We start from the raw sequence: 18,612 nt of genomic DNA, 5'->3' as shown, positions 1-18,612 counted from the left end.
TGTCGTATGTGTCCAAAGGCATGGCCGTGCGTTGAGCCCGCTACTGGCCAGATTGGGTCAAGCGGGCAGGGTGGCGGCCGCTTCGTCATCGGCCAGCAGGCCATAGACGGCCGAGTCGGCCAGTTCCCCCTGGATCCGCCAGCGCTGGCGCAGCACTCCCTCGCGGCGGAAGCCCAGGCGTTCGAGCACGTGCGCGGAGGGTGCGTTGCGCGGGTCGATCTCGGCTTCCACGCGATGCAGGTGGAGGGTGCCGAACAGGTAGGCCAGTACCTGCTGCAGGGCCTCGTGCATGTAGCCCTGGCCCTGGCGATCCGGTGCCAGCAGGTAGCCGATCTCGGCGCGTGCCGCATCGCGGTCCAACGCAAACACCACGCAGATGCCCAGCAACGGGCCGTCCAGCGTTTCGCGCACGGCCAGCTTGAGCTGGGTGCCGGTGGCCTGTGCCGCCAGGTCATCGTCGATCTGCGCGCGTGCCTCGGACGGTCGTGTCCATGCAGGATGGTTCCAGAACCGCATCACGTCCGGATCGGACTGGATTGCGAACAGGGCGGCCGCATCGTCGCGGCGGATCGGGCTCAGGACGAGGCGCGCGCTGTGCAGCGGCAGGCCGGGAAACAGCAGGGAGTGGCTGGCCAATACATTGGTCCACACGGATGGACGCGCATTATGGCGCCGCCGGGTTTGCCGATGGGGGTGGGATCTCTGTAGAGCCGAGCCGATGCTCGGCTGCCCGGCACGGCGCGGAATGCAGCCGAGCGTGGGCTCGGCTCTACAGGAGGGCTGCGGGAGTCAGACTTCCAGCGAAGCCAGGTCGCCCTTCGACTCCAGCCAGCCCTTGCGGTCGGAGGCGCGCTTCTTGGCCAGCAGCATGTCCATCAGCGAGCTTGTCTGCTCGCGATCGTCCACGGTCAGCTGCACCAGCCGGCGCGTATCGGGGTGGATGGTCGATTCACGCAGCTGAGGCGGGTTCATCTCGCCCAGGCCCTTGAAGCGGGTCACGTTGATGGCGCCCTTGATCTTCTCGCGTTCGATCTTGTCCAGCATCGAGCGCTTTTCTTCCTCGTCCAAGGCATAGAACACCTGCTTGCCCACGTCGATGCGGAACAGTGGCGGCATGGCCACGAACACGTGGCCGGCATCGACCAGCGCAGGGAAGTGCCTGAGGAACAGCGCGGTCAGCAGTGTTGCGATGTGCAGGCCGTCGGAGTCCGCGTCGGCCAGGATGATGACCTTGCCGTAGCGCAGGCCGCTGATGTCGTCCTTGCCCGGGTCGCAGCCGATCGCGATCGCCAGGTTGTGCACTTCTTCCGAGGCCAGCACGCTGTTGGAGGAAACCTCCCAGGTGTTCAGGATCTTGCCGCGCAACGGCATGATGGCCTGGAAATCCTTGTCGCGGGCCTGCTTGGCGCTGCCGCCTGCCGAATCACCTTCCACCAGGAACAGCTCGGTGCGCGACAGGTCCTGGCTGATGCAGTCGGCCAGCTTGCCGGGCAGGGCCGGGCCCTGGGTGACCTTCTTGCGGACGACCAGCTTTTCGGTCTTCAGACGGGCGCTGGCGCGCTCGATGGCGATCTGCGCGATCTTCTCGCCCAGCTCCACGTTCTGGTTGAGCAGCAGGCTGAAGGCATCATGGGCGGCACCTTCGATGAAGCCGGCCGCCTGGCGTGAGGACAGGCGTTCCTTGGTCTGGCCGCTGAACTGCGGGTCGGTCATCTTCAGCGACAGCACGAACGACACGCGGTCCCACACGTCTTCCGGGGCCAGCTTGACGCCACGCGGCAGCAGGTTGCGGAAGTCGCAGAACTCGCGCAGCGCCTCGGTCAGGCCGGTACGCAGGCCGTTGACATGGGTGCCGTGCTGGGCGGTGGGGATCAGGTTGACGTAGCTTTCCTGCACCAGCTCGCCTTCCGGCAGCCAGGCCACTGCCCAGTCCACGACCTCTGTGTCCTTCTTCAGGCTGCCGACGAACAGCTCGGCCGGCAGCATCTCGCGATCACCCAGCTCCAGCTTCAGGTAATCGCGCAGGCCGTCTTCGTAGTACCAGGTATCGACTTCACCGGTGGCTTCATCGGTCAGCTTCACGGTCAGGCCCGGGCACAGCACGGCCTTGGCGCGCAGCAGGTGCTTGAGCGCGCGCACCGCGAACTTCGGCGTATCGAAGTACTTCGGGTCCGGCCAGAAGCGCACGCGGGTACCGGTGTTCTTCTTGCCGACGCTGCCAACTACTTCCAGCGGTGTGGCGCGGTCGCCATTGCGGAAGGTGATGCGGTGTTCGGCACCGTCGCGCTTGATGTGCACTTCCACCAGGGTCGACAGCGCGTTGACCACGCTGACGCCGACGCCGTGCAGACCACCGGAGAAGGTGTAGTTGTTGTTGCTGAACTTGCCGCCGGCATGCAGGCGGGTGAGGATCAGCTCGACGCCCGGGATCTTTTCTTCGGGATGGATGTCCACCGGCATGCCGCGGCCGTCATCGCTGACCTCCACGCTGCCGTCCTTGTACAGGGTGATCTCGATCGAGCGGGCGTGGCCGGCGAGGGCCTCGTCCACCGAGTTGTCGATCACTTCCTGCGCCAGGTGGTTCGGGCGCGCGGTGTCGGTATACATGCCGGGACGGCGCTTGACCGGGTCAAGGCCGGACAGGACTTCAATATCGGCGGCGTTATAACGGGCGTTCATCTGTCTTCGAAAGCTTGGAGCGACGGGCAAGTGTGGGGTCTGGCACGGGATTTTGCACGCCTGCGGTTCAGTCTCGGCGACGCAGAGGGGGTAAAATGGCAGCCGCTGGAATCTGAACGCCGGCGCTCCGTTGGATCAGAACGTCCAAGCCATACCGCGAGGAGGACTCCATGAAGAAGTTGCTGACCATTGCGATCCTGGCCGCTGCCGCCGTTGCAGTGCCGCTGGTGGTGGCGCAGAACGCCGGCCAGTCGGCCCCGCAACAGGGTGATCAGGCCGACAAGGCCCAGGCCGAGGCCGATGCAAAGGCCAAGCGCCGGGCCCAGGCCAATGCCCAGATGAAGGCGCAGGGCCAGCCGGCCCCGCAGCAGGAAGAGGAAGAGGAAGCGCGCAAGAAGCGCTGATCCTGCAGCCTGCCAGGCGCCCTTGCGACAAGGGTTGCGCACCGGAACGCCCCGCTCAGCGGGGCGTTTCTTTTTGGGAACGTGGCGTCTGCCCCTTGGGTTGGCGGCCATCAATCTGTAAACTATGGCTTTCCGGGAGTAAGTGCGTGTCCACCATTTGCGAATGGGCTGGAGCGGCCAAGCGTGGCTTCCAGCATGGCGGGTCGCAGGTGACGGTCGATTTGGCCGGCACGGCCGCCCCGACCTCGCACGATGGTTCCGGTCCGGCGCCTGCCGCCGCACGGATCCGCACCTCCCTCGCTGCCTCAGCGAACCGGAAAACCCCCTCTGAGCACCATGCCCGCCCACCGGGTGCGCGTGGTGCTGCCGTTTTCCATTTCCAGACAGGATGCTTGCAGCCATGACTCCCTTGATTTTCGTAACCGGCGGCGTGGTGTCCTCGCTCGGCAAAGGCATTGCCGCCGCGTCGCTGGCCGCCATTCTTGAAGCCCGTGGCCTGAAGGTCACGATGATGAAGCTCGACCCGTACATCAACGTCGACCCGGGCACCATGAGCCCGTTCCAGCACGGTGAGGTCTACGTCACCGACGACGGCGCGGAGACCGACCTCGACCTGGGCCACTACGAGCGCTTCGTGCGCACCCGCCTCAGCCGCAAGAACTCGGTCACCACCGGGCGCATCTACGAGAACGTGATCCGCAAGGAGCGCCGCGGCGACTACCTGGGCGCGACCGTGCAGGTCATTCCGCACATCACCGACGAGATCCGTCGCTGCATCGACGAAGCCACCGAAGGCTACGACGTGGCACTGGTCGAGATCGGCGGCACCGTGGGCGACATCGAGTCGCTGCCGTTCCTGGAGGCGATCCGCCAGGTGCGCACCGAACGTGGCCCGGAGAAGGCGCTGTTCATGCACCTCACCCTGGTGCCGTACATCGGTGCCGCCGGTGAGCTGAAGACCAAGCCGACCCAGCACTCGGTGAAGGAACTGCGCTCGATCGGCATCCAGCCGGACGTGCTGTTGTGCCGTTCAGAACAGGCGGTGCCGGATTCGGAGCGCCGCAAGATCGCCCAGTTCACCAACGTCTCCGAGCGTGCAGTGATCAGCGTGCCGGACGTCGACGTGCTGTACCGCATTCCGTCGGGCCTGCATGCACAGGGCCTGGACGAAATCGTGGTGAACCAGCTGAAGCTGGCCGACAAGGCCGGTCCGGTCGATCTTTCGATGTGGGAAGACGCGGTCGATGCGACCCTGCACCCGCTGGACGAAGTGACCATCGCCGTGGTCGGCAAGTACGTCGATCACCAGGATGCCTACAAGTCGGTCGGCGAGGCACTGAAGCACGGTGGCCTGCGCCAGCGCACCAAGGTCAACCTGAAGTGGCTGGAAGCACAGGACCTGGAAGGCACCGACATGGCTGCACTGGCCGATGTCGACGGCATCCTGGTACCGGGTGGCTTCGGTGACCGCGGCTTTGAAGGCAAGGTGCTGACCTCGAAGTTCGCCCGCGAGCAGCAGGTGCCGTACTTCGGCATCTGCTACGGCATGCAGGCGGCGGTGGTCGACTACGCGCGCAACGTGGTCGGCCTGGAAGGTGCCAACAGCACCGAGAACGACCGCCAGTCGCCGAACCCGGTGATCGGCCTGATCACCGAATGGCGCACCGCCAGCGGCGATGTCGAGAAGCGTGACGACAAGAGCGACCTCGGCGGCACCATGCGCCTGGGCCTGCAGGAACAACGCCTGAAGCCGGGCACGCTGGCCCGCGAGCTGTACGGCAAGGACGTGGTCGCCGAGCGCCACCGCCACCGCTACGAGTTCAACAACCGCTACCGCACCCAGCTGGAAGATGCGGGCCTGGTGATCGCCGGCAAGTCGATGGACGACACCCTGGTGGAAGTGGTCGAGCTGCCGCGCGATGCCCACCCGTGGTTCCTGGCCTGCCAGGCGCACCCGGAATTCCTGTCCACGCCGCGTGACGGCCACCCGCTGTTCATCGGTTTCATCCGTGCCGCGCGCGAGCGCAAGGCCGGCGGCAAGCTGCTTTCCGAAGCGCGCGCCTGACTTGTGAATGGGGGCTTCGGCCCCCATCCTGCATGCTTCAACCCCCAGCGCACCGGCCCGTCCGGTGCTGCGGACAACAAGGAAACGCCATGAAACTGTGTGGATTCGAGGTCGGGCTGGACCAGCCCCTGTTCCTGATCGCCGGCCCCTGCGTGATCGAGTCGATGCAGCTGCAGCTCGATACCGCCGGCAAGCTGAAGGAGATCACCGACAAGCTCGGCGTCAACTTCATCTTCAAGTCCAGCTTCGACAAGGCCAACCGCACTTCGGGTACCGCATTCCGCGGCCCGGGCATGGAAGAGGGCCTGAAGGTGCTGGCCGAAGTGAAGAAGCAGATCGGCGTGCCGGTGCTGACCGACGTCCACGAGTACACCCCGATGGATGAGGTGGCCTCGGTGGTGGATGTGCTGCAGACCCCGGCGTTCCTGGTCCGCCAGACCGACTTCATCCGCAAGGTGTGCTCGGCCGGCAAGCCGGTCAACATCAAGAAGGGCCAGTTCCTGGCGCCGTGGGACATGAAGCCGGTCGTGGAGAAGGCCAAGGCCACCGGCAACGAGCAGATCATGGTCTGCGAGCGCGGTGCCAGCTTCGGCTACAACAACCTGGTCAGCGACATGCGTTCGCTGGCGGTGATGCGCGAGACCGGTTGCCCGGTGGTGTTCGACGCTACCCATTCGGTGCAGCTGCCGGGCGGGCAGGGCACCAGTTCCGGTGGCCAGCGTGAGCACGTGCCGGTGCTGGCCCGTGCCGCCGTGGCGGTGGGCATCTCCGGCCTGTTCGCCGAGACTCATCCGGACCCGTCCAAGGCGCTGTCCGATGGTCCCAACGCGTGGCCGCTGGACCAGATGGAGGCCCTGCTCGAGACCCTGATGGAACTGGACGCGGTGACCAAGAAGCACGGCTTCTCGCGCTTCGCGTGAGTCGTGACCCGTGGCTGGCGCTGGAAAACCAGCGCCGCCGCCGGCACTGGAAACAGTGGCCCTGGGGCCTGATCGCACTGGGCCTGGCCGTGCTGTTCACCGTGGGCATGTTCGGTCTGGTGCTGATCGGCGCCGCGTCAGTGCGCCCACCAGGTGATGGCGGCAGCGCGCTCAATCTGCGCGTGTACTTCATTGCGCTGCTGGTTGCAGAGCTGGTCGGCGCCGTGGGATGCGTCGCTGCCGCCGTACTGGCCTGGCGCCTGAACCGTGGCAAGGTGGCCGCCGGGTTGGCGATCATCCTGCTGTCGCTGTGGCTTGGCGCCCTGTTCTACGGGCTGTTTTGATGAATGCGACCCTGGCAACCCGTGATCGGCCCTGGGGCCTGATCGCGCTGGCGCTGGCTGTTCTTGCCTGGGCCGGCCTGGTGGCAGCTGTATTCGCCTTCGCCGCCAGTTTCGGTTCGCCCGGGGATGGCAGCCATGGCATGCAGGCCATGCAGTACTGGATCTGGGCTGCACTGGCCATGCTCGTGCTGTCCTTCGTTGGCAGCCTGGTGGCGATGGTGATGGCCTGGCGTTGCCGCCGCGGCGGCGTAGTGGCGGCCATTGCTGGTGGCCTGCTGGTGGTGATGGTGTCGTTGATCCTGATGGTGATCGGGGCCACTCTGGCCTGACGGCGCCCACGCCATTTGGCAAGTGGCGGGCAGCCGGGGATAATCACGCGGCATTCGTTTTGTCGCCCCCTCTCCAGACAGGTAACCGGCCCGACCATGAGTACGATCCGCAGCATCCACGCCCGTGAAATCCTCGACAGCCGTGGCAATCCCACGCTGGAAGCCGAAGTCATCCTGGAGGACGGTTCGTTCGGTCGTGCCGCGGTTCCCTCCGGCGCCTCGACCGGCACCAAGGAAGCGGTCGAGCTGCGTGATGGCGACAAGACCCGTTACCTGGGCAAGGGCGTGCGCAAGGCCGTCGACAACGTCAACACCACCATCGCCAACGCGCTGAAGGGTTTTGAAGCCACCGACCAGGCCGGCCTCGACCGTCGCCTGATCGATCTTGATGGCACCGAGAACAAGGGCCGCCTGGGCGCCAACGCGCTGCTGGGTGTTTCGATGGCCGCCGCGCACGCCGCCGCTGCATCGAACAAGCAGGCGCTGTGGCAGTACCTGGCCGCCAAGACCGGCGTTACCCCGTCGCTGCCGGTGCCGATGATGAACATCATCAACGGCGGTGCGCATGCCGACAACAACGTGGACTTCCAGGAGTTCATGGTGCTGCCGGTCGGCTTCACCTCGTTCTCCGAAGCGCTGCGCGCCGGCACCGAAATCTTCCATTCGCTGAAGTCGGTGCTGAAGGGCCACGGCCTGAGCACGGCGGTGGGCGACGAAGGCGGTTTCGCGCCGGACTTCCGCAGCAACGTCGAAGCGCTGGACACCATCCTCGAAGCGATCGGCAAGGCCGGCTACACCGCCGGTGAAGACGTGCTGCTGGGCCTGGACGTGGCGTCAAGCGAATTCTTCGAGAACGGCAAGTACAACCTGGTCGGCGAGAACAAGCGCCTGACTTCCGAGCAGTTCGTCGACTTCCTCGCTGACTGGGCCGCGCAGTACCCGATCATCACGATTGAGGATGGCCTGGCCGAGAACGATTGGGCTGGCTGGAAGCTGCTGACCGACCGCATCGGCAAGAAGGTGCAGCTGGTCGGCGACGACCTGTTCGTGACCAACCCGAAGATCTTCCAGGAAGGCATCGACTCGGGCACCGCCAACGCGATCCTGATCAAGGTCAACCAGATCGGCACGCTCAGCGAAACCCTGGAAGCGATCGCCATGGCTGATCGCGCCGGCTACGCCGCCGTGGTTTCGCACCGCTCGGGTGAAACCGAAGACACCACCATCGCTGACATCGCCGTGGCTACCACCGCCACCCAGATCAAGACCGGCTCGCTGTGCCGCAGCGATCGCGTGGCCAAGTACAACCAGCTGCTGCGCATCGAGGAAGCCCTCGGCGCCGGCGCGCGTTACGCCGGTCGTGACGCGTTCGTTTCGCTGAAGCGCTGAGCCGATGCGCGACTGGCGCTGGATGCTGCTGGTGCTGGCCCTGTTGCTGGGCTGGCTGCAGTACCGCTTCTGGTTCGGTCCGGGCAATTCGGGTGAAGTGATGATGCTCGAAGCCCAGGTCGCCAACCAGGAGCGGGACAACGAGGGCCTGCAGCAGCGCAACGACGCGCTGGCCGCCGAAGTAAAGGACCTCAAGGAAGGCCAGTCCGCCATCGAGGAGCGCGCGCGCAGCGAGCTGGGCATGATCAAGCCTGGCGAGAAGTTCTACCGTGTGGTCGAGGATGCGCCGGTCCAACCGGCGCAACCTGCGCCAGGTGTCAGCGCCCAGGTCGGCGATCATCCGGCGGACGTGCCATGAGTGGGGCGATCTGGGTGGTGGTTCCGGCCGCCGGCCGTGGCGCCCGCTTCGGCGCACCGCTGCCCAAACAGTACCTGCAGGCCGGCGGGCAGATCCTGCTCGCCCATACCCTGGACGCGCTGCTGGCGCACCCGGCCGTGGCCGGCGCAATGGTGGTGATCGGACAGGACGACGGTGACTGGCCTGGCTGGAGTGAATGGGCCGGCAAGCCGGTGCTGACCTGCATCGGCGGCGCGACCCGTGCCGCCTCGGTGCTGGCCGGGCTGCAGGCCCTGCCGGACTCGGTGCGTGCCGATGAGTTCGTGCTGGTCCATGATGCGGCCCGGCCCAACCTGTCGCTGGCCGACCTTGGCCGCCTGCTTGAAGTCGGTCGTGCCGACCCGGTCGGGGCGATCCTGGCCGCACCGGTGCGCGACACCCTCAAGCGCGCGGGCGATGACGGTGGCATCGATGGCACCGAGCCGCGCGAGCGCCTGTGGCGTGCATTGACGCCGCAGCTGTTCCGCCGCCACCAGCTCAGCCGCGCGCTGTCCGAAGCCGCTGCCGCCGGTGTCGAAGTCACCGACGAGGCCATGGCCATGGAGCGCCAGGGCCAGCGCCCGCTGCTGGTGGAAGGCAGCGAGGACAACTTCAAGGTAACCACTCCGGCCGATCTCGACCGGTTCGAATTCGTACTTTCCCGCCGCGCCGGCTGATTGCCCGCGCGGCCCTGCTGCAAGGGTTGCATCCATGAGCACCGCACCGTTCCCGCCCGTCCGCATCGGCCAGGGCTACGACGTCCATGCCTTCGGTGAGGGCGATCACATCATGCTCGGTGGGGTGAACGTGCCGCACAGCTGCGGCGTGCTCGCGCACAGCGACGGCGACGTGATCCTGCATGCCCTGTGCGACGCGATGCTCGGTGCGCTGGCGCTGGGTGACATCGGCCAGCACTTCCCGCCGAGTGATGACCGCTGGAAGGGCGCTGACAGCAGCGATTTCGTCCGCCATTGCGACAGCCTGCTGCGCGAGCGTGGCTGGCGCGTCGGCAACACCGACATCACCGTGATCTGCGAGCGTCCGAAGGTCGGTCCGCATGCGCTGGCCATGCGTGAGCGCATCGGTGCGCTGCTGCAGCTGCCGCTGGATGCGGTCAGCGTCAAGGCCACCACCTCGGAGAAGCTGGGCTTTACCGGCCGTGGAGAAGGCATCGCCGCACAGGCGGTGGTGCTGCTGGTGGCGGCATGATCCCGCTGCCGCTTGCGTTTGGTGCGCCGTTGCTGTCGGCGCGCATCCGCACCACGCCGGAAGATTTCCAGGTCGACGAGTTGCCGGCGTTCGAGGCCACTGGCGAGGGCGAGCACCTGCTGCTGCACATCCGCAAGCGCGGTGCCAACACCGTGCATGTGGCCAAGCTGCTGGCCAAGTGGGCCGGCCTGCCGGAAATGGCGGTGAGCTACGCCGGCATGAAGGACCGCCATGCGGTCACCAGCCAGCGCTTCAGCGTGCACCTGCCCAAGCGCATTGCACCGGATCTGGCCGAGCTGGCCAGTGATGAGATCGAAGTGCTCGAAGCCACCTGGCACAACCGCAAGCTGCAGCGCGGCGCCTTGGCCGGCAACCGCTTCAAGCTGGTGCTGCGCCAGGTGCGGGGCGATGCTGCAGCGATCAGTGAGCGTTTGCAGCAGATTGCCAGCCGGGGCCTGCCGAACTGGTTCGGTGAGCAGCGCTTCGGCCGCGACGGCGGCAACGTGCCGGCCGCATTGGCGATGTTCGGGGGCCGCCGCATGCGCAAGGACCAGCGTTCGCTGCTGTTGTCTGCCGCCCGTTCGGCGCTGTTCAACCGCGTGCTGGCCGCGCGCGTGGAGCAGGGCAGCTGGGATCAGCCACTGGAGGGCGAAGTGTGGATGCTGGACGGCAGTCGCAGCGTGTTCGGCCCCGAGCCGTACACCGACGTGCTGGCCGAGCGCCTCGCGCGGTTCGACATCCATCCCAGCGCACCGTTGTGGGGCGAAGGCGAGCTGCGCAGCGCCGACGCTGCACGTGAGCTGGAGCTGGCCGCGCTGGACGACGAGGAATCGAAGGCGCTGCGCGCTGGCCTGGAAGACGCACGGTTGAAACAGGAGCGCCGCGCGCTGCGCCTGCGCCCGGCCCTGCTGCAGCATCAGTGGCTGGCCAGTGATGTACTGGAACTTTCGTTCGCGCTGCCGCCGGGCTGCTACGCCACCGCTGTACTGCACGAGCTGGGCCCGGTCGAAGACGCCTCGCAGGCCTGAGCAGGGCGCACGGTAGAGTCGACTGTCAGTCGACTTGCGCGCGCAGCGCGGGGTATTCGCTTGCCGCTGGAAGAGAAGTCGACTGACAGTCGACTCTACCTGGACTCATGGCGTCCCCTTTTTTCAGCGCCGCGCCAGCAGCACCAGTACCGCGCCGGTCCCGCCTTGTCCGGTCGGCGCTGAATGGAACGCCAGCACGTCGTTGCGCAGCCGCAGCAGGCGGTCAACCAGGTTCTTCAGCACCGGCGCACCGCCATCGGCTTGCAGGCCCTTGCCGTGGATGATGCGCACGCAGCCATATTCGTGTGCATGCGCTTCAAGCAGGAACTGGCGCAGCAGCGTCTCCGCCTGCGCGGCGGTGGCGCCGTGCAGGTCCAGCTCGTCCTGCACCGAGTACTGGCCACGCTTGAGGCGCTGGAACAGGCGTGGTGGCAGGTTGTCGCGTCGATAGCTGGCCACATCGCCGGCTTCCAGCGGGGTGCTGTCGCGCAGCAGCCGGGCGAACTCGCCGGCGGCGTCGGCCTCGTCACGTTCGGCCATCCGCGCACGCGGCTTCGGTCGCGGCGCGGCAGGTGCCGGCTCGGCATCCTTGCGCAGCGGCGTCACTTCGCCGATGGCCGCACGGAACAGCGCGGCGGGATCTTCGTCTTCAGGGTGCGACATGCGCACAGGGTAAACCGCCGGCGCAGGTCTGCCTATGACGGTTCGATGTCGGCCGTGACCGCCGGCAGGGTAGGACCGGCGGCTCGCATGCGGCACAATAGACGATGCGCTTGCAGGGTCGACGGCTTCCGCAGGGGAGCGCGGCGGTCCCGCCCACACTGCACGGTGACGGAATCGAATTCTTGGAAAATCAAGCGGTTAAATCGAAGATGCGAATCCTGGTCAGCAATGACGATGGTGTCGACGCTGCAGGCATTCGGATGCTTGCCTCGGTCCTGCGCGAAGCTGGGCACGAGGTTACGGTGGTCGCACCCGACCGCGATCGCTCCGGCGCCAGCAACTCGCTGACGCTGGATCTGCCGATACGGCTCAAGCGCATCGACCATTACACCGTCTCGGTGGCAGGCACCCCGACCGACTGCGTGCACCTGGCGCTGACCGGCCTGCTTGAATTCGAGCCCGACATTGTCGTGTCCGGCATCAACAACGTCGCCAACCTCGGTGATGACGTGATCTATTCCGGCACTGTTTCGGCGGCGATGGAAGGTCGCTTCCTGGGCCTGCCCGCCGTGGCGGTGTCGCTGGTCAGCCGCAACCACGATCCGAAGCACTACGAAACCGCTGCGCGCGCCGCGGTCGAGATCGTTGCACGGCTCAAGGCCGACCCGCTGCCGGCCGACACCATCCTCAACGTCAACGTGCCGGACCTGCCGTGGAGCGAGGTCAAGGGCTTCGAGGTCACGCGCCTCGGCAACCGCCATCGTGCCGAAGGCTGCATCGCGCAGAAGGATCCACGCGGCAACGAGGTGTACTGGATCGGCCCGGCCGGCCGCGAGCAGGACTCCGGCCCGGGTACCGATTTCCACGCCGTGCGCACCGGCCACATCTCGATCACGCCGATCCAGGTCGACCTCACCCGCTACCAGGCGCTGGAGAAGGTGGCCAGCTGGGTCGGCGGCCTCAGCGCAGCCCTGGACCAGCCGGCATGAGCCCACGCCTGCGCCTGCAACCGGAAGCTGTGGGTATCGGCATGACCTCGCAGCGCGTGCGTGACCGTCTGGTCGACCGCCTGCGCGAAGCCGGCATCGTCGACGAGCCGACCTTGAACGCGATCCGGGTGGTGCCGCGCCATCTGTTCATCGACGAAGCGCTGGCCTCGCGTGCCTACGAGGATACCGCGCTGCCCATCGGCCACGGCCAGACCATCTCTCAACCCTGGGTGGTAGCGCGGATGACCGAAGCGGTCCTCCAGGTCGCGCCCAAGCGCGTGCTGGAAGTGGGCACCGGTTCCGGGTACCAGGCCGCCATCCTCGGTGCGCTGGGCCTGGAGGTCTACACCGTGGAGCGCATCGGCGACCTGCTGCGCCAGGCGCGCAAGCGCTTCCGTGCGCTGGGCATGAACATCCGCACCAAGCATGACGACGGTCGCGTCGGCTGGGCCGAGCACGGTCCCTTCGATGCCATCGTGGTCACTGCGGCGGCGCCGGCACTGGTCGACGCGCTGATCGAGCAGCTGGCCGAGGGCGGCCGGCTGGTGGCGCCGGTCGGTGGTCCCGGGGCGCAGTCGCTGGTGCAGCTGGACCGCAAGGCCGACGGCAGCATCGAACAACACGTGCTGGCGCCGGTCACCTTCGTGCCGCTGCTGTCTGGCATGCTCGACTAATCCACGGAGCAGGGTTGCATGAAGATTTTCGGGCCGCTGTACGAGCGGGCGATGAAGTGGGCGGCGCACGAACGCGCGCCGACCTACCTGACGGTGTTGAGTTTCTTCGAAGCGATCATTTTCCCGGTGATGCCGGAGGTGATGCTGGCGCCGATGTGCGTGGCCCAGCCCAAGCGCGGCTGGTGGTTCGCTACCCTCAGCCTGGCCGGCTCGATGCTCGGCGCGCTGGTTGGCTATGCACTGGGTCACTACGCCTTCGAGGCGATCAAGCCGATGTTCGAAGCGCTGGGCATGCTGCCGGCGATCGAGCAGGGCATCACCACCGTGCAGGCGAAGATGGCCGAGTCGCCCTGGGCGGTGTTCACCTTCCTGGTGCTGGGCGGATTCATGCCCATCCCGATGAAGGTCTTCACGTGGGCATCGGGTATCGTCGGCGTACCCATGCCGCAGTACCTGCTGAGCATGCTGATCGGTCGCGGCAAGCGCGTGTTCGTGCTGGCCGCGGTCATCCGTATCGGTGGTGCGCGTGCCGAAGCCGCACTGCGTCGCTGGATTGAACCGCTGGGCTGGATCGCCACTGCGCTGGTGGTGGTGCTGATCGCCTGGCTTGTATGGAGGTCGAAGTTCGCATGAATCCTGATCGTCTGAGCAAGGGAGTGCGCATCGGCGCGCTGGCGTTGCTGGTTTCCACCCTGGCCGCCTGCGGTACCGCCACCGTGGTCCGCCCGGGAGGCGGCAGCGCCGGTGGCGGCGTGAGCACGCCGAAGACCTCGGTGCCCAAGCCCGGGCAGACCGTGGTGGTGCGCAAGGGCGACACCATCTATGCGCTGGCTCGCATCCATGACATCACCCCGGCCGACCTGATCGCCTGGAACCGCCTGGACAATCCGTCCACCATCTACCCCGGCCAGGTGATCCGCCTGTATCCGCAGGGGGCCACCAGCGGCCGTGCGCCGACCACGGTGGTCACCGCGCCGCGCCAGGGTGGCGGCAGTGCTGGCAGCACCGCACCGACGACGGCGCCGGTGGGGCCGGTGAAGAGCAACATTGCCTGGCGTTGGCCGGCCGACGGCGCGATTGTCGGCCGCTACGTGGCCGGTGACGCGACCAAGCAGGGCGTGGACATCGCCGGTACCAGCGGCCAGCCGGTAAAGGCCGCCGCCAATGGCGTGGTGGTGTATTCCGGTGCCGGCCTGGTCGGCTACGGCGAGCTGATCATCATCAAGCACAGCGACCAGTGGCTGTCGGCCTATGGCCACAACCGCAAGCGCCTGGTGAATGAAGGGCAGAGCGTGAAAGCCGGCGAGCAGATCGCCGAAATGGGCCGCACCGGTGCGAACCGCGACATGGTCCACTTCGAGATTCGCTACAACGGCAAGCCGGTCGACCCGCAGCAGTATCTGCCGGCGCGCTGACGCAGGCAGAGACGGGTAGCGCCGGGCCGTGCCCGGCGGCTTTCCGCGCCGCGATGCGGCGCCGCCCGGGCACGGGCTCGGGCGCTACAGAGTCAAGTGTGATCCAGGGTGGCGCCGGGCCATGTCCGGCGGCACCACGTCAGCCTTCGAGAATGAAGGCGGCGGCGACCTTGCGGCCTTCGCCGGCCAGGATGTTGAACGTACGCGCGGCGGCTGGATTGTTCATCACTTCCAGGCCGATGCCGCGTGACAGGCAGGCGGCCATCACCGCCGCCGGCGGGAACACCTGACGGTCACCCGTGCCGAGCACGATCAGCGCCGGGTTCAGCGCCAGGATCGGCTCCAGGTCAGCCAGCTGCAGCGCAGTGGCGCTCACCGCCGGCCATTGCGTGACCAGCTGGTCCGGGGTCAGGAAGAAACTGCTGCCCAGCAGCTGGTCATTGACCTTGGCCGAGTGGCCATCGGCGGCGCGCAGGCTGTAGGCGTAGTCCGGCGGTTCGTGGTTCAGCTGCATGGCAGTAGGCCGATCAGCCGCGCGGCAGCACGATCTGGCGCTGTTCCCTGCTCGGGCGGTACAGCACGGCGACGTGGCCGATGCGCTGCACCAGCGCGCTTTCGGTGGCTTCGACGATCTCGCCGATCATCACGTCACGGGCCTCGCGGTCTTCGGCAGCGACCTTCACCTTGACCAGCTCGTGGCGCTCCAGCACTTCGTTCAGCTCCGCAATGAAGGCCGGGGTCACACCCTTGCCGCCGGTCTGCAGCAGGGCCTTCAGGTCGTGGGCTTGGCCGCGCAGGAAACGGGTCTGGGAGGCGGTCAGGGCGATGGACATGCAGGAAAAGACGGTTGAATGGGGCGATCAGGGTATCATGAGGACCCCATCAGCCCCTATTTTCAATGGCTACCCGCAGCAAAAGCAGCCAGCGCTGGCTCAAGGAACACTTCTCCGACCCCTTCGTGAAGAAGGCCCAGGCCGAAGGCATGCGCTCGCGTGCCGCCTACAAGCTCGAAGAGCTGCTGGAACGTGACCGGTTGCTGAAGCCGCACATGGTGGTGGTCGACCTCGGCGCGGCCCCGGGCGGCTGGTCTCAACAGGTGCGGAGACAGATCGGCGATACCGGCCGGGTGCTGGCCCTGGATATCCTGGACATGCCGCCGCTGGCCGGCGTGGAGTTCCTTCATGGTGACTTCAGGGAAGAAGCCGTCCTATCGCAGTTTGAAGCCATGCTCGGGGACCAGCCGGTAGACCTTGTGCTGTCGGACATGGCCCCCAATAAGAGTGGTGTGGGTGCGGTCGACCAGCCGCGGATGATGCACCTGGCGGAGCTGGCCCTGGATTTTGCCGACAACCACCTCAAGACCGGTGGGGCGTTCCTGATCAAGCTGTTCCAGGGTGAAGGCTTTGACGACTACGTGCGCGACATGCGCCGCCGGTACGACAAGGTCTCCATCCGCAAGCCGGAAGCCTCGCGCAAGCGCTCTCCCGAGGTGTATGCCTTGGGTCAGGGAAAACGCGCCCACATGAAGTAAGCTCGCAATGTACGCAAGTTCGACCCCCACGCAACGCCAGCACTGAGAGGAACACCGGAGCCAATGAGGATGAACGACTTGACCAAGAACCTCCTGCTATGGGTGGTCGTCGCCGTCGTGCTGATGGTGGTCTTCCAGAGCTTCTCGCCGAAGTCCTCCGGAGCCGGCGCGCAGGGCGCGTCGTACTCGCAGTTCCTGGACCAGGTGGACAGCGGAAACGTGCAGAAGGTCGCCTTCGGCGGCGACATGCGCGGCGGCACCAGCCAGCTGACCTACACCACCCGCGGCGGGCAGACATCCACCATCACCGCACCGTTCGATCGCGACCTGATCAACGTGCTGCGCACCAAGAACGTGGAGATCGTGCAGGAGGAGCCGTCCAGCGGCATTTCCCTCGGCGCGATCCTGATGAATTTCCTGCCGGTCATCCTGATCATCGGCTTCTGGTTGTTCATCATGCGCCAGATGCAGGGCGGCGGTGGCGGTGCCAAGGGCGCGATGTCCTTCGGCAAGTCGCGCGCCAAGCTGCAGGGCGAGGACCAGATCAAGGTCACCTTCGCCGACGTCGCCGGCTGCGACGAGGCCAAGGAAGAAGTGGGCGAGCTGGTCGACTTCCTGCGCGACCCGTCCAAGTTCACCAAGCTGGGCGGCAAGATTCCGCGCGGCGTGCTGATGGTGGGCCCGCCGGGTACCGGCAAGACGCTGCTGGCCAAGGCCATTGCCGGCGAAGCCAAGGTGCCGTTCTTCTCGATCTCCGGTTCGGACTTCGTGGAAATGTTCGTCGGCGTCGGCGCCAGCCGCGTGCGCGACATGTTCGAGCAGGCCAAGAAGCATGCCCCGTGCATCATCTTCATCGATGAAATCGACGCTGTCGGCCGCCACCGTGGCGCCGGCCTGGGCGGCGGCCACGACGAGCGCGAGCAGACCCTGAACCAGCTGCTGGTCGAGATGGACGGTTTTGAAGGCGGCGAAGGCGTGATCGTGATCGCCGCGACCAACCGTCCGGACGTGCTGGACCCGGCGCTGCTGCGCCCGGGTCGTTTCGACCGCCAGGTCGTGGTCGGCCTGCCGGACGTGAAGGGCCGCGAGCACATCCTGAAGGTCCACATGCGCAAGCTGCCGCTGGCCGACGACGTCGAGCCGATGGTGATCGCGCGCGGTACCCCGGGCTTCTCCGGCGCCGACCTGGCCAACCTCTGCAACGAGGCCGCCTTGTTCGCTGCGCGTGGCAACGAGAAGGAAGTCCGCATGGACCACTTCGACCGTGCCCGCGACAAGATCCTGATGGGCGCCGAGCGACGCTCGATGGCCATGAGCGAAGAGGAGAAGACCCTCACCGCCTACCACGAAGCCGGTCACGCCATTGTCGGCCGTCTGGTACCCGAGCATGATCCGGTCTACAAGGTCACGATCATTCCGCGTGGCCGTGCGCTGGGTGTGACCATGTACCTGCCGGAAGGCGACAAGTACTCGATGAACCGCGTCGCGATCCAGTCGCAGCTGTGCTCGCTGTACGGCGGCCGCGTCGCCGAAGAGCTGATTTTCGGCGAGGACAAGGTCACCACCGGTGCCTCCAACGACATCGAGCGTGCCACCAAGATGGCCCGCAACATGGTCACCAAGTGGGGCCTGTCCGAGCAGCTCGGTCCGATCGCCTATGGCGAAGAGGACGATGAGGTGTTCCTGGGCCGGTCGGTTACCCAGCACAAGAGCGTGTCCAACGACACGGCGCGCCGTATCGACGAGGAAGTGCGCAATATCCTCGACAAGGCCTACGCCCGTACTACCCAGCTGCTGACCGAGAACATCGACAAGCTGCACGCGATGTCCCAGCTGCTGCTGCAGTACGAGACCATCGATGCGCCGCAGATCGACGCGATCATGGAAGGTCGTGATCCGCCGCCGCCGGCGGGCTGGAGCAAGTCGAACAAGGACGGTGGCAACGACAAGGGCGGCGACGCCCGTCCGCTGCCGCCGATCGCGGGCCCGGCCGAATCGCACTGACGGTCCCCTGCAGGTGCACCAGACGAGGCCGGGGCAACCCGGCTTCGTCGTTTCCGGGCCACTGGCCCATCCCGAAGATCCGATCTGACGCTGGAGCCCGCATGTCCGCCCCGAAGCCCGAACCTATTTCCCACACCGCTGAAATGGTCATCGCCACCGTGGTCGGCGTGGGTGTGGGCCTTGGGGCCGACAACCTGCTGCTGGGCTGCGTGGTGGGTATCGGTGTCGGCATTGTGCTGAGCATTGCCAGGACCCTGTACGTGGACCGCAAGCGCCGCCGCCACTGAGGAGGGGGCGGCAGGGCTGCGCCCTGCACCCGTGGTAGTGCCGGCCGCTGGCCGGCAACCTCAACAGCAACAGCGGGCTTTCCGTAGGATGGCGGGGCGGTGTCGGAGTGCGGGGACGCTGCAAGTACGTCCCTGTAAGCTTGGCAGCCGCATCCATGCGGCTGACACCCCGCCCTCCGACACCGCCCCACCTCTGATAGATTCCTGCTGCTGTTGGTAGGTGTCGACCTTGGTCGACACGTAGATCCACGCCATGCGTGGATGAATCTCCATCTAAATCGAACATCTCGATATCCGGGAGATCTG

22 protein-coding genes are annotated in these 18,612 nt (G+C 66.5%); 17 read left to right on the top strand and 5 right to left on the bottom strand.

Features of this window, described 5'->3' with window-relative positions:
- Positions 1 to 57 precede the first annotated feature (57 nt).
- Together ACTXG9_RS18675 and parE are read right to left on the bottom strand one after the other, a co-directional pair.
- Positions 58 to 636, bottom strand: a complete 579-nt coding sequence (locus ACTXG9_RS18675) for a GNAT family N-acetyltransferase (RefSeq protein WP_019658887.1) — start codon at positions 634 to 636, stop codon at positions 58 to 60.
- Between the two features lie 153 nt (positions 637 to 789).
- Positions 790 to 2,679, bottom strand: a complete 1,890-nt coding sequence (gene parE, locus ACTXG9_RS18670) for a DNA topoisomerase IV subunit B (protein WP_019658886.1) — start codon at positions 2,677 to 2,679, stop codon at positions 790 to 792.
- Between the two features lie 170 nt (positions 2,680 to 2,849).
- Between parE and ACTXG9_RS18665 the strand changes: the two genes are divergently transcribed.
- The 10 genes from ACTXG9_RS18665 to truD all read left to right on the top strand — a co-directional run bounded on the left by ACTXG9_RS18665 (position 2,850) and on the right by truD (position 10,743).
- A complete protein-coding gene (locus ACTXG9_RS18665) occupies positions 2,850 to 3,083 on the top strand; it encodes a hypothetical protein (RefSeq protein WP_019658885.1) in 234 nt (77 codons plus the stop codon).
- Positions 3,084 to 3,483: 400 nt separating this feature from the next.
- On the top strand, positions 3,484 to 5,148 hold the full coding sequence (locus tag ACTXG9_RS18660) for a CTP synthase (protein ID WP_005416023.1): 1,665 nt from the start codon (positions 3,484 to 3,486) through the stop codon (positions 5,146 to 5,148).
- 89 nt (positions 5,149 to 5,237) lie between these two features.
- Entirely contained in the window at positions 5,238 to 6,068 is an 831-nt protein-coding gene (kdsA, locus tag ACTXG9_RS18655; RefSeq protein WP_010485995.1) for a 3-deoxy-8-phosphooctulonate synthase, read from the top strand.
- Positions 6,065 to 6,412 (top strand): hypothetical protein, encoded by a 348-nt coding sequence (locus tag ACTXG9_RS18650; RefSeq protein WP_134729561.1) that lies wholly within the window; start codon positions 6,065 to 6,067, stop codon positions 6,410 to 6,412. The genes kdsA and ACTXG9_RS18650 overlap by 4 nt, the downstream gene beginning before the upstream one ends.
- On the top strand, positions 6,412 to 6,741 hold the full coding sequence (locus ACTXG9_RS18645; protein WP_019658882.1) for a hypothetical protein: 330 nt from the start codon (positions 6,412 to 6,414) through the stop codon (positions 6,739 to 6,741). Before ACTXG9_RS18650 ends, ACTXG9_RS18645 begins: the two co-directional genes overlap by 1 nt.
- A 96-nt stretch (positions 6,742 to 6,837) precedes the next feature.
- Positions 6,838 to 8,130, top strand: a complete 1,293-nt coding sequence (gene eno, locus ACTXG9_RS18640) for a phosphopyruvate hydratase (RefSeq protein WP_014036739.1) — start codon at positions 6,838 to 6,840, stop codon at positions 8,128 to 8,130.
- Between the two features lie 4 nt (positions 8,131 to 8,134).
- Positions 8,135 to 8,488, top strand: a complete 354-nt coding sequence (gene ftsB, locus ACTXG9_RS18635) for a cell division protein FtsB (protein WP_021204090.1) — start codon at positions 8,135 to 8,137, stop codon at positions 8,486 to 8,488.
- Entirely contained in the window at positions 8,485 to 9,183 is a 699-nt protein-coding gene (ispD, locus tag ACTXG9_RS18630) for a 2-C-methyl-D-erythritol 4-phosphate cytidylyltransferase (RefSeq protein ID WP_019658880.1), read from the top strand. The genes ftsB and ispD overlap by 4 nt, the downstream gene beginning before the upstream one ends.
- A gap of 34 nt (positions 9,184 to 9,217) precedes the next feature.
- A complete protein-coding gene (gene ispF / locus ACTXG9_RS18625) occupies positions 9,218 to 9,715 on the top strand; it encodes a 2-C-methyl-D-erythritol 2,4-cyclodiphosphate synthase (RefSeq protein ID WP_021204089.1) in 498 nt (165 codons plus the stop codon).
- Complete coding sequence (gene truD, locus ACTXG9_RS18620) at positions 9,712 to 10,743, top strand: tRNA pseudouridine(13) synthase TruD (protein WP_456115847.1); 1,032 nt, start codon at positions 9,712 to 9,714, stop codon at positions 10,741 to 10,743. Before ispF ends, truD begins: the two co-directional genes overlap by 4 nt.
- Before the next feature lie 123 nt (positions 10,744 to 10,866).
- Here truD and ACTXG9_RS18615 read toward each other — a convergent pair whose 3' ends face one another.
- The gene (locus tag ACTXG9_RS18615; protein ID WP_111103041.1) at positions 10,867 to 11,406 is read right to left on the bottom strand and encodes a Smr/MutS family protein; all 540 of its coding nucleotides are present in this window, start codon (positions 11,404 to 11,406) and stop codon (positions 10,867 to 10,869) included.
- A gap of 209 nt (positions 11,407 to 11,615) precedes the next feature.
- On the opposite strand from ACTXG9_RS18615, the gene surE reads away from it, so the two are divergent.
- Genes surE through ACTXG9_RS18595 form a run of 4 tightly spaced genes read left to right on the top strand, consistent with a single transcriptional unit; the run spans position 11,616 to position 14,484 of the window.
- Positions 11,616 to 12,395, top strand: a complete 780-nt coding sequence (surE, locus tag ACTXG9_RS18610; protein ID WP_019658877.1) for a 5'/3'-nucleotidase SurE — start codon at positions 11,616 to 11,618, stop codon at positions 12,393 to 12,395.
- On the top strand, positions 12,392 to 13,069 hold the full coding sequence (locus ACTXG9_RS18605) for a protein-L-isoaspartate(D-aspartate) O-methyltransferase (RefSeq protein WP_010485977.1): 678 nt from the start codon (positions 12,392 to 12,394) through the stop codon (positions 13,067 to 13,069). Before surE ends, ACTXG9_RS18605 begins: the two co-directional genes overlap by 4 nt.
- Before the next feature lie 18 nt (positions 13,070 to 13,087).
- A complete protein-coding gene (locus ACTXG9_RS18600) occupies positions 13,088 to 13,702 on the top strand; it encodes a YqaA family protein (RefSeq protein WP_456115848.1) in 615 nt (204 codons plus the stop codon).
- Entirely contained in the window at positions 13,699 to 14,484 is a 786-nt protein-coding gene (locus tag ACTXG9_RS18595) for a peptidoglycan DD-metalloendopeptidase family protein (protein WP_206621945.1), read from the top strand. Before ACTXG9_RS18600 ends, ACTXG9_RS18595 begins: the two co-directional genes overlap by 4 nt.
- A gap of 139 nt (positions 14,485 to 14,623) precedes the next feature.
- Here ACTXG9_RS18595 and ACTXG9_RS18590 read toward each other — a convergent pair whose 3' ends face one another.
- Together ACTXG9_RS18590 and yhbY are read right to left on the bottom strand one after the other, a co-directional pair.
- On the bottom strand, positions 14,624 to 14,998 hold the full coding sequence (locus ACTXG9_RS18590; RefSeq protein ID WP_456115849.1) for an Mth938-like domain-containing protein: 375 nt from the start codon (positions 14,996 to 14,998) through the stop codon (positions 14,624 to 14,626).
- 13 nt (positions 14,999 to 15,011) lie between these two features.
- On the bottom strand, positions 15,012 to 15,317 hold the full coding sequence (gene yhbY, locus ACTXG9_RS18585) for a ribosome assembly RNA-binding protein YhbY (RefSeq protein ID WP_019658872.1): 306 nt from the start codon (positions 15,315 to 15,317) through the stop codon (positions 15,012 to 15,014).
- Between the two features lie 65 nt (positions 15,318 to 15,382).
- On the opposite strand from yhbY, the gene rlmE reads away from it, so the two are divergent.
- The 3 genes from rlmE (at position 15,383) to ACTXG9_RS18570 (ending at position 18,306) form a co-directional block, all read left to right on the top strand.
- Positions 15,383 to 16,015 (top strand): 23S rRNA (uridine(2552)-2'-O)-methyltransferase RlmE, encoded by a 633-nt coding sequence (gene rlmE / locus ACTXG9_RS18580; protein ID WP_005409014.1) that lies wholly within the window; start codon positions 15,383 to 15,385, stop codon positions 16,013 to 16,015.
- Positions 16,016 to 16,084: 69 nt separating this feature from the next.
- Positions 16,085 to 18,019, top strand: a complete 1,935-nt coding sequence (ftsH, locus tag ACTXG9_RS18575) for an ATP-dependent zinc metalloprotease FtsH (protein ID WP_058980127.1) — start codon at positions 16,085 to 16,087, stop codon at positions 18,017 to 18,019.
- Between the two features lie 101 nt (positions 18,020 to 18,120).
- Positions 18,121 to 18,306, top strand: coding sequence for a hypothetical protein (locus tag ACTXG9_RS18570; RefSeq protein WP_019658870.1), 186 nt, complete (start codon positions 18,121 to 18,123; stop codon positions 18,304 to 18,306).
- The last annotated feature ends 306 nt before the right edge of the window (positions 18,307 to 18,612 follow it).

The organism is Stenotrophomonas maltophilia group sp. LNF247, assembly GCF_054083135.1.
The sequence above is the reverse complement of the archived record's forward strand: the minus strand, read 5'-3'. Positions and strand labels throughout refer to the sequence as shown.